13 protein-coding genes and 1 pseudogene are annotated in these 11,642 nt (G+C 67.3%); 7 read left to right on the forward strand and 7 right to left on the reverse strand.

The window, feature by feature from the left end:
• Positions 1-35: 35 nt before the first annotated feature.
• The gene (locus GJV80_RS06240; RefSeq protein WP_230208185.1) at positions 36-1,004 is read right to left on the reverse strand and encodes a 5'-3' exonuclease H3TH domain-containing protein; all 969 of its coding nucleotides are present in this window, start codon (positions 1,002-1,004) and stop codon (positions 36-38) included.
• Between the two features lie 28 nt (positions 1,005-1,032).
• Between GJV80_RS06240 and GJV80_RS06245 the strand changes: the two genes are divergently transcribed.
• The 3 genes from GJV80_RS06245 to GJV80_RS06255 all read left to right on the forward strand — a co-directional run bounded on the left by GJV80_RS06245 (position 1,033) and on the right by GJV80_RS06255 (position 3,810).
• Positions 1,033-1,470, forward strand: coding sequence for an Lrp/AsnC family transcriptional regulator (locus tag GJV80_RS06245; RefSeq protein ID WP_154687154.1), 438 nt, complete (start codon positions 1,033-1,035; stop codon positions 1,468-1,470).
• 80 nt (positions 1,471-1,550) lie between these two features.
• Positions 1,551-3,212: an apolipoprotein N-acyltransferase gene (gene lnt / locus GJV80_RS06250; protein WP_154687155.1), complete on the forward strand. Its 1,662-nt coding sequence runs from the start codon at positions 1,551-1,553 to the stop codon at positions 3,210-3,212.
• 37 nt (positions 3,213-3,249) lie between these two features.
• Positions 3,250-3,810, forward strand: coding sequence for an FxsA family protein (locus GJV80_RS06255; protein ID WP_195909191.1), 561 nt, complete (start codon positions 3,250-3,252; stop codon positions 3,808-3,810).
• A gap of 296 nt (positions 3,811-4,106) precedes the next feature.
• Here the strand turns inward: GJV80_RS06255 and GJV80_RS06260 are convergent, their stop codons facing one another.
• The 6 genes and pseudogenes from GJV80_RS06260 to GJV80_RS06280 form a co-directional block, all read right to left on the reverse strand.
• Positions 4,107-4,493: an RNA polymerase-binding protein RbpA gene (locus GJV80_RS06260; RefSeq protein WP_154687157.1), complete on the reverse strand. Its 387-nt coding sequence runs from the start codon at positions 4,491-4,493 to the stop codon at positions 4,107-4,109.
• A 112-nt stretch (positions 4,494-4,605) separates the two neighbouring features.
• Positions 4,606-5,175 (reverse strand): MFS transporter, encoded by a 570-nt coding sequence (locus GJV80_RS24500; protein WP_370518843.1) that lies wholly within the window; start codon positions 5,173-5,175, stop codon positions 4,606-4,608.
• Between the two features lie 64 nt (positions 5,176-5,239).
• Positions 5,240-5,758, reverse strand: a pseudogene (locus tag GJV80_RS24960) (MFS transporter); the annotation flags it as partial.
• A 267-nt stretch (positions 5,759-6,025) separates the two neighbouring features.
• Complete coding sequence (locus GJV80_RS06270; protein ID WP_154687158.1) at positions 6,026-6,835, reverse strand: glycerophosphodiester phosphodiesterase; 810 nt, start codon at positions 6,833-6,835, stop codon at positions 6,026-6,028.
• 26 nt (positions 6,836-6,861) lie between these two features.
• Positions 6,862-7,440, reverse strand: coding sequence for a PGPGW domain-containing protein (locus GJV80_RS06275; RefSeq protein WP_154687159.1), 579 nt, complete (start codon positions 7,438-7,440; stop codon positions 6,862-6,864).
• A 64-nt stretch (positions 7,441-7,504) separates the two neighbouring features.
• Positions 7,505-8,407 (reverse strand): serine hydrolase, encoded by a 903-nt coding sequence (locus GJV80_RS06280; protein WP_195909192.1) that lies wholly within the window; start codon positions 8,405-8,407, stop codon positions 7,505-7,507.
• A 128-nt stretch (positions 8,408-8,535) separates the two neighbouring features.
• On the opposite strand from GJV80_RS06280, the gene pdxY reads away from it, so the two are divergent.
• The 4 genes from pdxY (at position 8,536) to GJV80_RS06300 (ending at position 11,576) form a co-directional block, all read left to right on the forward strand.
• Entirely contained in the window at positions 8,536-9,420 is an 885-nt protein-coding gene (pdxY, locus tag GJV80_RS06285) for a pyridoxal kinase PdxY (protein WP_230208186.1), read from the forward strand.
• Between the two features lie 155 nt (positions 9,421-9,575).
• Positions 9,576-9,998: an MscL family protein gene (locus GJV80_RS06290; RefSeq protein ID WP_154687162.1), complete on the forward strand. Its 423-nt coding sequence runs from the start codon at positions 9,576-9,578 to the stop codon at positions 9,996-9,998.
• Between the two features lie 128 nt (positions 9,999-10,126).
• Positions 10,127-11,128 (forward strand): Ku protein, encoded by a 1,002-nt coding sequence (locus GJV80_RS06295; RefSeq protein ID WP_154687163.1) that lies wholly within the window; start codon positions 10,127-10,129, stop codon positions 11,126-11,128.
• Positions 11,129-11,144: 16 nt separating this feature from the next.
• Positions 11,145-11,576, forward strand: coding sequence for an MmcQ/YjbR family DNA-binding protein (locus GJV80_RS06300; protein ID WP_154687164.1), 432 nt, complete (start codon positions 11,145-11,147; stop codon positions 11,574-11,576).
• The last annotated feature ends 66 nt before the right edge of the window (positions 11,577-11,642 follow it).

Below are 11,642 nucleotides of genomic sequence, written 5' to 3' on the forward strand. Positions count from 1 at the left end.
CCCCGCATTCGGACCGGCGACGGCCGCAGGACGCCTCAGCCGAGGGCCGCCAGCACGCGATCACCACTGCCGCCGAGTCCGAGCGTCTCGGTCAACTCGGCGAAGCGTTGCGGATCGGCCGGAGCAGTCGGCAGTTCAAGATCATCGAGGCTGACCCCGAGATCAAGATCGTCGCGTACGCCGACGACCTCCGGTGCGACGGCGAGGTACTCGATGGCCGCGGTCAGTTTGGCGCGCACGCCCGGTGCGATCGACGAGTCCGGCGCGGCGACAGCCTGGATGATGCCGTCCAGGTTCCCGTACTTGGTGATCAGATTCGCGGCGGTCTTCTCGCCCACCCCGGCGACTCCGGGCAGCCCGTCGGAAGGATCGCCTTTCAGAGTGGCGAAATCCCGGTAGCCCGCAGCCGGCACGCCGAACCGCGCCTGCAGCCAGGCATCGTCCACGCGGTCGTGGTTGCCCACGCCGCGGGCCGTGTAGAGCACCCGGATCTGCCGGTCGTCGTCGACGAGTTGGAACAGGTCCCGGTCGCCGGTGACCACGTCGACCGGGATCCCGGCGGTCCGGGCCAGGGTGCCGATCACGTCGTCGGCCTCATAACCGTCCTTCCCGACGATCGCCAGGCCGAGTGCCGAGAGGCTGTCGATGATCATCGGCACCTGGGCCGCGAGATCGGCCGGCGAGTCCTCGAGCTGGGTCGCCTTCGAATGTGACATCTCGGCGATCCCGGTCTGGCTGCCGGTGGCCACCCGATGGGCCTTGTAGCCGGGGATCAGCTCCACCCGCCAGGCCGGACGCCAGTCATTGTCCCAACAACAGGCGAGGTGGGTCGGCCGGTACTCGGTCACCAGCCGGGCGATGAAGTCGAGCAGACCGCGTACGGCATTGACCGGGCGCCCGTCCGGGGTCCGCATGCTGTCCGGCACGCCGAAGAACGCGCGGAAGTACAGCGAAGCGGTGTCCAACAGCAGCAGCCGGGGTTCGTCGGGATTTTGGTGCGACACAGGAGGAAATTCTGGCACGCTTGGCTCCATGGAGAAGCTCGACCGACAAATCCTCTCGCTGCTCGCCCGCGACGGCAGGATGTCCTACACCGACATCGGCAAGACGACAGGGCTGTCCACCTCGGCCGCACAGCAGCGGGTGCGAAAGCTCGAGCAGCGTGGAGTGATCAGCGGCTACAAGGCGGTCATCGCCCCGGAACAGCTTGGGCTGATGCTCACCGCCTTCGTCGAGGTCAAGCCGTTCTTCGCCGAGCAGCCGGACGACACTCCGGAACTGCTCCGCGACATCGAGCAGATCGTCTCCTGTTACTCGGTCGCCGGTGAGGCCAACTACCTGCTCAAGGTGCAGGTCGGGAACGCCGCGGAGCTGGAGGACCTGCTGGCCGTCATTCGCAGCAAGGGCAAGGTCTCCACCCACACCACCGTCGTGCTGTCTGTGCCGTACGAAGATCGTCCGGCCGTCTGATCGCAGGTACCCTCGGGTGGTGCTCGAACGTGAGGTCCTGACCGCCCCCGTGGCCGGCGAAGCCCCAGCCCGGCGAGGTGGTGGCGGGCCGCGACACCCGCAGCGGTGTCGGCACCGGTCGGCAGAGCAGTGGCGGAACCGTCCGGATGCCGCTGCTGCTCAGACTTCTGGTTGCCGCCCTCTCCGGTCTGTGTGTGGCGTTCGCCTTCCAGCCGTACGCTATCTGGCCGCTGACCTTCGTCGGCGTCGCCGGACTGACCCTGGCCGCCCACGGCACCCGACCGCGACGGGCGTTCCTCACCGGCTATGTCTTCGGGCTGGCGATGTTGACGGTCGCCATCGGTTGGGTGCGGGTGATCGTGGGCGGTGGTGCGGTCGCGTACCTGGGAGTTTTCGGTCTGGTCGGATTCGAGGCGCTGGCGTTCGGACTGCTGGCCGTGGCGATCACCGTGATCGGCCGGCTCCCGTTCTGGCCGGTGATGGCGGCTGCCGCCTGGACCGGTGTCGAGTACCTCTATTCCCGCTACCCGTTCGGCGGCTTCGGCTGGACCCGGATCGCCTATACCGTGGTCGGCACGCCGCTGGACGGACTGCTGCCGATGATCGGCGTCGCCGGGCTGTCCTTCACGGTTGCTCTGCTGGCGCAGTCGGTGGCCTGGTTGGCGCTCGGCCTGATCACCGGCCGGCTGCGGCGGCTCGTGCGACCGCGCCTGGTCGTCGCCCCGCTGGCGCTCTGGGTCGGGCTCGTCGGTGCCGGATTCGGCCTGCAACACTGGAATCCGGATCCGAGCAACGGCATCGGCGAGATCGCGCATGTCGGAATCGTTCAGGGCAACGTTCCGGGCGAGGGCATCGACGCGATGGGCCGGATGCGTACGGTGACCGCAAACCACGTGGCGGAGACCGAGAAACTCATCGGGCAGGTCGACGAGGGCCGGTATCGGCGGCCCGACTTCATTCTGTGGCCGGAGAACTCGACCGATATCGATCCCACGGCCGACCCGATCACGGCCGACCAGGTGGAGACCGCCGCCGTGGCTGCCGGCAAGCCGATCTTCGTCGGCGCCGTGATGAACGGTCCGGGCCCGGACGAACGTCAGACCAGCGGCCTGTGGTGGGACCCCAAGCGCGGCATCATCGCCCGCTACGACAAGCGCAACCTCGTGCCGTTCGGCGAGTGGATCCCGTTCCGCAAGCAGTTGCTGCCGCACTTCCCGATCCTGCAACTGGTCGGCCCCCAGTCGGTGCCCGGCACCAAGCCCGGCGCGCTCAGGGTGCCGATCACCCTCGGCGGCGCGACCCAGCACGAGGTGGTCGTCGGCGACGCGATCTGTTTCGAACTCGCCTACGACGACACCATCTACGACGTGATCAACTCCGGCGCCGAGGTGTTCATGGTGCAGAGCAACAACGCCACCTACACCGGGACCGGCCAGGTCGCCCAGCAGTTCGCCATCACCCGGGCGCGGGCGATGGAGACCCGACGGGAGATCGCGGTGGCAACCACCAACGGCGTCTCCGGTTTCATCGGCAGGGACGGCCGGGTCGAGTGGCAGACCGCGGAGCGTACGGCGGCAGCAACGGTGGTCGACATGCCGTTGCGGACCGCGATCACGCCCGCGGTCCGGGTCGCTCCGTGGCTGGATCGCGGCCTCGCCGCAGCCGCGCTGGTCTGCTGCATCGCCGGTGTGGTCGTCGGGCGCCGGCAGCGGCGGGCCGGGAGCCCGGATTTGGCCGGATGAGAGACACTCGGGACATGGCGCGGCGACGGGTGGAACGGTGATCCGGCTCGGACGGCGGTGGCTGGCGGTCGTGGTCGGCCTGTTCGTCGTTCTGCCGATCATCGACATCTGGCTGCTGGTGATCATCGGGCACCGGATCGGTGCGCTGCCGGTGGTCCTGTTGCTGATCGCCGAGGCGGCGCTGGGCGGTTGGCTGATCCGCCGGCGCTGGCGATCCTTCTGGCGTACTCTTTCCGACTCAACCAGCGGGCCGATCGACGTACTCCGACCCGGCGAGTCGATCGGGCAGGCAATCGACACGATGCTGGTCGTCGTCGGTGGTGTTGCGCTCATCGTTCCCGGACTGATCACCGACCTGGTCGGGGTGATCTGCCTTGTCCCGTACACCCGGAGGTTCCCGGCAGCGCTGCTCCGCCGGGCTGTCGAGCGCAGGATGCCCGGGCTCGGTGACCTTGCCACCCCGGGGCCTCAACGGTCCGGCTACGGCGACGTGATCGAGGGTGAGGTTGTCGCCGAGGGACCGGCGAACGGGTCGGGCCGCGGCCCGCACGATCCCGATGAACCGGTGGTCATCCGCGGCGAGGTCAGTGAACGCTGACCCGCAGGGTCCATCATCGCTGACTCGCCGGGTCGATCGTCGCCGCACCAGTTCGTCGGCTTCGCACCAGTTCGTCGGCTTCGCACCAGCTGCAGCCGGTGCGCGGGCGAGTCGGGGGCGCGCGGGCGAGTAGGGGGTGCGCGGGCGAGTAGAGGGTGCGCGGACGAGTAAAGGGTGCGCGGACGAGTAAAGGGTGCGGCGCCGACCAGAGGATGCGGGACCGAAGGATGCGGGCACACAAGAAAGGGCGTCGACACCCGGATGGTTGTCGACGCCCCTTGTCAGGCCTTGATGAATCAGGCGCTCTTGCGGGACTTCCCGCTGCTTGCCGTTGCTGCGTAGTTCGGTCCCAGCTCGCCGCTGCGGAGCAGATCAAGCCGCTCGGCCAGCAATTCCTCGAGCTCGGGGATTGAGCGACGCTCGCGCAGCATGTCCCAGTGCGTCCGCGCCGGCTTCTCCTCCTTGACCTCGGGCCGCGTGCCGTCCAGGCGAAGCGATTCGGCACCGCACCGCGGGCACTCCCAAACCGCAGGAATCTCGGCTTCCACGGCGAAGGTCAACGAGAACTCGTGCTTGTTGCTGCAGATGTAGCCCACCTCTTGGCGAGCCGCGAACTCGACGCCGGTCTCATCCTCGAAGCTCTTTGAGCCGAGACCCGTGCCGCGCAGAGAACGATCAGCCATGGTTTACCTCCCGATGTGTTCGCCTAGCTCAACGTCCGGGTCGATTCAGATGTTCCCTTCCGAAAGGGCCCAGTACCCGCAATGTAGTCGAAGGCACACCGTAAGAATCGGCTTAGAAATCCGCTCTGGCCCGCGCAGCGGGAGATTTCACCGGCACCAGCGCCACAGCCCCGCCGAGAAGAACCAGGATGATGCCCACAATACCGATCCGGTCGCCGAAAAGCCCGGAGAACACGGCGAACAGCGCGGGGGCGATGAAGGACGCGGCGCGGCCCGTGGTGGCGTACAGCCCGAACAACTCGCCCTCGCGCTGGGGCGGGGCGATCTGGGCCAGGAAGGACCGCGAACTGGCTTGGGCCGGTCCGACCCACAGCACCATGATCAGTGCGAAGACCCAGAACAGCGTGGTGATGTTCGCCGGCTCGATGAGTGCAACCACGAGAAGTGTCGTGGCCATCACGAGCAGACCGGTCAGCGAGATCAGGATCACCCGCTTCGGCCCGATCCGGTCCTCGAACCGGCCCATCACCACTGCGCCGACGGCGGCGGATACGTTGGCGACGACGCCGAAGATCAGCACGGTGCTCGCGGCCATCCCGTACACGCTGACCGCGAGGATGGCACCGAAGGAGAAGACCGCTGCCAGGCCGTCCCGGTAGAGCGCGCTGGCCAGCAGGGAAATAGACCGCGTGGCGGTCGGCGTGGAACAGCTTGCGGATGTCTTTGACCAGTTGCCGGTAGGCGTCGACGATGCCGCCTCCGACTCGAACCTTGGCTGCGGCCCGGATCTCCGGCACCGCGATCAGCACGGGAATCGCGAAGATCGCGAACCACAGTGCCGACATCAGCGCGATCGACCGGTACCGCAGCCCGCCCTCGTCGCCCACGCCGAACCAGCCGGTTTCCGGGGCGATGAAGCCGACGTAGCAGATCAGCAGAAGGAAGATGCCGCCGAAGTAGCCCATCGCCCAGCCGAAGCCGGACACCCTGCCCATCGTCTCCTTGGTGGCCACCTGCGGCAGCATCGAGTTGTACGAGACCGCGGCGAACTCGGCGAACACATTGCCTGCGGCCATCAACGCCAGGCCGAGCCACAGATAGCTGACGTCGTTGCGCACCCAGAACAGGCCGATCATGGCCAGCAGTACCAGTGCCGACCAGATCGCGAGGTTGCGGCGACGGTGTCCACCGGCGTCGGCGCGCTTGCCGCTGATCGGCGCGATCAGACCGATGCAGACCCCGGCGACCGCGGTCGAGATGCCCATCCAGGTGTCGCCGGAGAGTCCGCCCGGCCTGGCGTCGCCGACCACGCCCTGCACGATGTACGGGCCGAACACGAACGTGGTCACGACGGCGTTCTGCGCCGCCGACGCCCAGTCCCAGAGCGCCCAGGCCAGTACCGTACGACGCTTCACCCGAGCCGGGCCGGCCTGTGCAGCAACAGGGTTTGACGAAGCCGGCCCCCGGGTTCGGGGGGGCCGGCTGGGCACCGGCGACGGCGTCCTGGCCAGCCGGGACGCCACTGTCTGCGGTCATGGTGCAGACCATAGGCCCCGATCGGACAGTACGTCCTTCAACGTGTCGATCCGGTCGGTGAAGATTCCATCAACGCCAAGATCGATCAGCCGGTTGATCTCGTCGCCGTCGTCGATGGTCCAGGCGTGCACCTGCCGCCCCGCGCGGTGGGCCGCCGCGACCAGGCTCGGCGTGATCACCGTGACCCGCCGCCCCAGGACTGAGGTGGTGACCGGCAGTTGCAGTGCGATGCCGGGGGAGTCGACCAGCTCCCTGATGGTCGGAATCGCGGAGAGGAACGGTGCGAAGCGCAGCTGCACAACCGCCCGCGAACTCACTGCCGTCGGCACGTCGGGGAGCAACAGCCGCAGTCGGCGCAACCGCTGGACACTGAAGGAACTCACGCAGACGCGGTCGGTGGCTCGGTGCTCGACGAGCTCCCGGGCCAGCAGTCCCACCGCGTTGTCGGCCTTGCAGTCGATGTTGAACCGGACCGCCGGGAATGCCTCCAACAGCTCCGCCAGCGTCGGGATCGTCCGGTCGCCGCCCACCCGGGCGGTGCGCACCTCGTCGAATGTGAGCTCGGCGATTGCTCCGACCTGGTCGGTGACCCGGTCCAGACGGTCGTCGTGGAAGGCGACCAGCCGGCCGTCGCGGGTGGCGTGGACGTCGGTCTCCAGGTAGCGATAGCCGAGATCGACGGCAGTCCGGAACGCCTGCAGCGTGTTCTCGTGCCCACGGTTCGGTCCATACGCCGCCCCGCCGCGGTGGGCGAAGGCCAGGAACGGCGCGTCGAAGAACGGGAACTCCTCAGCGCGACGCCGCACGGCGGCGGCTCGTCGAACGGCCACGGTCAGCTGACCCCGGGCAGCCGGCCGAGCCCGTCGGCAAGCGCCTGCGGCATCCACAGCGGGACGCCGAGGACCAGCAGGTCGGCATAACCGATCGCACCCAGACAGGCGAAGAAGATCAACCAGGCCGACAACTGCTTGGGCCGGCTCCAACTCCGGAAGCGGTGCAGCAGTCTCTTGAACCAGCTCATCAGCCGTTGGGCCCACTCGAATTCGCTGGCCCAGACGGCGAGACCGAGCAGCACCAGCGGTATGCCGCCGGGGCCGGGCAGCGGGCCGGTGGCGGCCCCAAGCAGGACGAGGAGTACGCCGAGCACCGCAATCAGCACTCGATAGATGCGCGCCTTCCTCGGGTCGGCGCGGATCTTCCGCCGCCAGGCCCACCGGTCGTCGGTCCCGTCCAACAGGATCGGGACGTCACCGGGCTGTCGGACCCGGTGGTGTCCCGGGGCACGCCGACCACCGGTGTCGCGCCGGGCGCCCGGATCATCGCCGGCTTCCCGGTTGCTGGTGAGCTCCAGGTCGACGTCGGCCCGACGGTCGTTCTGCACACGACGGCTGGGAGCATCCCGGGTCGCCATGGCCCCAACTCTAGGTGCGCGGGCCGCCGCGTCCGGAGGGAAGAAGGTCCCTCTGGGGAAACTTTCAGCCAACGGTTGATCCGGAACGGCGATCCCAGACCGTGCCGGCGAGTCGTTGGATCAACTCGTGGGCGCGTTCGTTCGGCCAGACCCCGCTGATCGCGACGCTGAAGACGAACTGCCCGTCCGGATCCGCTGCACCGCCCGGTCTGACCAACGCTGCGTCGAGCACGCCGTCGCTCACCCAGCCATTCTTGTGAGCCACCCAGGTACCGGGCGGTAGTCCGGGACGGATGTCGGTGTCCACCTGGTTGTCGGCCAGGATGCCGAGCACCTCGGCGCAGGTGGACGCCTCGGCGACGGTTCCGTCGGCCAGCGCCAGCAGGATGCGGTTCAGCCCGCTGACGGTGACCACATTGGAGATGCCCGCGCGCTGGGCGGCGTAGTCCTCGATGCCGCGGACGACCTCGACGCCGGTGGCGTTGCAGTCGGCGATCACCTCGGCGACGGCGTCGAACCCGACCGCGTCGGCAACGAGGTTGGTGGCCAGGTTCGATGACCGGATGATGCTGCGGCGACACAACCAGCGCAGCGGCACCTCGGTGCCGAGAGCGGCCCAGACCTCCTCGTCGGAGTCCTCATCCGGATCGATGCTGAACGGCCCACCGGTGCGGGAGGTGAAGCTGTTGTGGACGGTTACTGTCGAGTCGAGATCGAGGGTCCCGCGGTCGCGCAGGCGGTAGGCGGCAAGGACCAGGGGAAGTTTCATGGTGCTCGCCGCGTAGTGCTGACTGGTCGGGTCGAGCGCGGCGACCACGCGGTCGGAAGTGCCCAGTTCGTAGGAGATCCGCAGATGTGGCCCGTCGCGAACCTCGTCCGCGACCAGCGCGGTCAACACATCCTGCAGATCCTCGGTCCAGGGAAAGTCCGCCGGGGCGGACCGAAGAGATGTCTCTGGCTTCAACACGCAGCACAGTCTGGCGGATCCGGGTCGGTAATGCACCGTCCAGGTCCTCGTGTCCGTACGCCGGAACGCTTCACCCGCGGCGCTCACCGATGGCCTTCACCTGCGGCGCTGCCGCAAGAATGCCGTCCGTGATCGAAAACGCCGCCGGCGACCTCCCACGCGTCCTGTCCATCCAGTCCTCGGTGGCCTATGGCCACGTCGGCAACAGTGCAGCAACGTTCCCGCTGATGCGGCGCGGTATCGAGGTCTGGCCGGTCTACACCGTGCACTTCTCCAACAACACCAGCTACGAGTCCTGGCGCGGGCCGATGCTGACCGCCGACAACATCCGCGAGGTGGTCCAGGGGATCGAGGACCGCGGCGTGCTGGGCACCTGCAATGCCGTGCTGTCGGGTTATCAGGGTGGTGAGGACGTCGGTGCCGCGATCCTGGAGGCTGTCGACCGGGTGCGGTCGGTCAACCCGGCGGCGATCTACTGCTGCGATCCGGTGATGGGCGACACCGACCGCGGGGTCTACGTCCGGCCGGGGATCCCGGAGTTCATGCGGTCGAGGATCGTTCCGGCAGCCGATGTGATCACGCCCAACCAGTTCGAACTCGCCCTGCTCACCGGGTTGCCGACCCGATCCCACGATGAGGTGCTGCGGGCCGCCGAGGCCGCCCGTGATCTTGGTCCGGAGACCATCATGGTGACCAGCGTCGCCGGCCCGGATCAGCCCGACCGGTTGTCGATGCTGCTGGTCAACGGTTCCGGCGCGTGGCTGGTCACCACTCCGCTGATCTCCCAGACCTTCACCGGTGCCGGCGATCTGACCGCTGCGGTGTTCCTCGGCAGCCTGCTCGAGCACGGGCTCGGGTCGGGCGCGGTGGAGGCGTTGGCCGAGACAGCCGCGGTGTCGTACGGCGTGCTGAAGATCACCCGGGAACGCGGTGCGCGCGAACTGCAACTGGTCGCTGCCCAGGACGAGATCGCTCGACCCAGCCGGACCTTCGAGGTCGTACGTCTCCGATGAGCCGGACAACATCCCATGGTTGAAATTTGACTGGAATGCTTCCGATCTGGTCACAAGCCGGTGTTCCTGACCGGCTGATCCGTCGACGAGCGATAGCGTACGACGCGTCGTCCGCCACCTGACCGACCCGAATGTGGCGGCTCAAGGAGGAAAGCATGAAGGGCTTCAAGAACTTCTTGATGCGCGGTGACGTGATCGTGATCGCCGTCGGCCTGGTGGTTGCCACCGCGTTCAGCACCTTGATCAAGTCGTTCACCGATTCGGTGATCAACCCCATCGTGGCAAGGTTCGCCGGCGGAGAGGCGGCCAGCCTTGGCATCCCGTTGGGTGAGAAGGGCAATCACGCCACGACGATCGACGTTGGTGCGTTCATCTCGGCGATCATCTACTTCATCATCTTCATGGCGGTCGTCTACTTCTTGATCGTCGTTCCCTACAAGCATGTCCAGGCTCGGCGCGGCGTCACGGTGTTCGGTGACCCGGCACCGGCCAAGACCTGTCCGGCCTGCCTGTCGGATGATCTTCCGGTCGGCGCGACCAAGTGCAAGTACTGCACCTCTGATCTTCCGGTGGCCTGAGGGCGCCGGAGGGCCGGCGGCCCGCGGTGACAACGACGTCGCCGCGGGCTTTTTCGCACCCTTCGGGCTGGGTACCGCGCACAATGTGATCAGGGCCAGGTGAAACACGCCGGGCGGAAGGAGTACCGATGGCGCGCGCCATGTGGACCGGAGCCTTGTCCTTCGGACTGGTCAGCATCCCGATCTCGCTGTATTCCGCGACGCAGGAACACGAGGTCCGCTTCCATCAGTTCGAACAGGGCACGACGTCGCGGATCCGGTACAAGCGGGTCAACCAGGACACCGGCGAAGAGGTCGATTACTCCGACATCGCCAAGGGCACCGAACTGCCCAGCGGCGAGTATGTCGTGCTCAGCGACAAGGAGCTCGAGGAAGTCTCGCCCCAGCAGACCAAGGCGATCGAGATCAGCGACTTCGTCGAGTTGGAGTCGATCGACCCGGTCTATTACCAGAAGAGCTACTTCATGGGGCCGCGCGATGACAGCGCCGGGAAGCCGTACGCGCTGTTGGCGGCCGCGATCGCAGAGTCGGGTCGTGCGGCGGTCGCGTCGTTCGTGCTGCGCAACAAGGAACACCTTGCGGTGATCCGGCCCTACGACGGCGTGTTGATCTTGGAAACCATGTACTTCGCCGATGAAGTGAAGCAGGTGGACAAGGTGCTGGACAACCGGCCGGACCGCCGTTCCCTGCGGAAGCAGGATCTTGACATGGCAATGAATCTGATCGAGTCGATGAGCACCGACTGGGATCCCAAGCGCTACCACGACAGCTACACCGAACGCGTCAACGAGCTGGTGGAGGCCAAGAGTCGGGACGAGAAGTTCGAGGCGCCCGAGGAGGAGCCGAGCGCCGAGGTGATCGATCTGACCGCGGCATTGCAGGCCTCGATCGACCGGGTGCGGGGCGGCGGGTCGAACAAGAAGGGTGCCAACAAGAAGGACCCGACGAAGAGGGGCTCCGGTGGCACGAAGCAGGGCTCTGCCAAGGACGACCGGCAGGATGTGTCCGCGTTGTCCAAGGCCGAGCTCTACGAGCTGGCCCAGCAGCTGAAGATCAGCGGCCGCTCGTCGATGAGCCGCAAGCAGCTGGAGAAGGCCGTCGTCGAGGCGGGTGCGCAGCGGGCCTCCTGACGTTAGCGTGACCTCCATGCCGCGCTCATCAGGAGGACGACGCAGGGCCACGGTCGAGGATGTCCACCGGTTCGCCGAAGCCATGCCCTACGTGACGGTCGTGCACGGCGGAAGCGGCAACCCCGTCTACCAGGTCGGCGGTAAGTCATTCGTCTTTTTCCGGACCAAGCGACCGGACGCGTACGATCCGAAGACCGGTGAACGGTACGACGATGTGATCGTCTTCTGGGTCGAGGACGAGGTGGCCAAGACCGCGCTGATCGAGGACGCGTCGACGCCGTTCTTCAGCACACCGCATTTCGACGGCCACCCGTCGGTGCTGGTCCGCGGGTCCCGGATCGGCGAACTGACACGCGACGAACTCCGCGAGATCATCCAGGACGCCTGGCTCTCCCGGGCATCGGCGAGCCGGCGTCGTACCTGGTTGGCCGAACACGGCCTCAATTGACGCGTGGCGGAGGATTCTCGTCCAGCTGAGAGTCCGCCGTGCGTCGGGCGGAAACGACCGCTCTGC

It is taken from the genome of Microlunatus sp. Gsoil 973, from assembly GCF_009707365.1.
Taxonomy (GTDB): Bacteria; Actinomycetota; Actinomycetes; order Propionibacteriales; family Propionibacteriaceae; genus Microlunatus.

Coding starts and splice junctions, on each gene's coding strand:
- GJV80_RS06245 (WP_154687154.1), top strand. CDS start 1,033: ATGGAGAAGCTCGACCGACAAATCCTCTCGCTGCTCGCCCGCGACGGC.
- GJV80_RS06260 (WP_154687157.1), bottom strand. CDS start 4,493: ATGGCTGATCGTTCTCTGCGCGGCACGGGTCTCGGCTCAAAGAGCTTC.
- GJV80_RS06275 (WP_154687159.1), bottom strand. CDS start 7,440: ATGGCGACCCGGGATGCTCCCAGCCGTCGTGTGCAGAACGACCGTCGG.
- GJV80_RS06290 (WP_154687162.1), top strand. CDS start 9,576: ATGAAGGGCTTCAAGAACTTCTTGATGCGCGGTGACGTGATCGTGATC.
- GJV80_RS06295 (WP_154687163.1), top strand. CDS start 10,127: ATGGCGCGCGCCATGTGGACCGGAGCCTTGTCCTTCGGACTGGTCAGC.
- GJV80_RS06300 (WP_154687164.1), top strand. CDS start 11,145: ATGCCGCGCTCATCAGGAGGACGACGCAGGGCCACGGTCGAGGATGTC.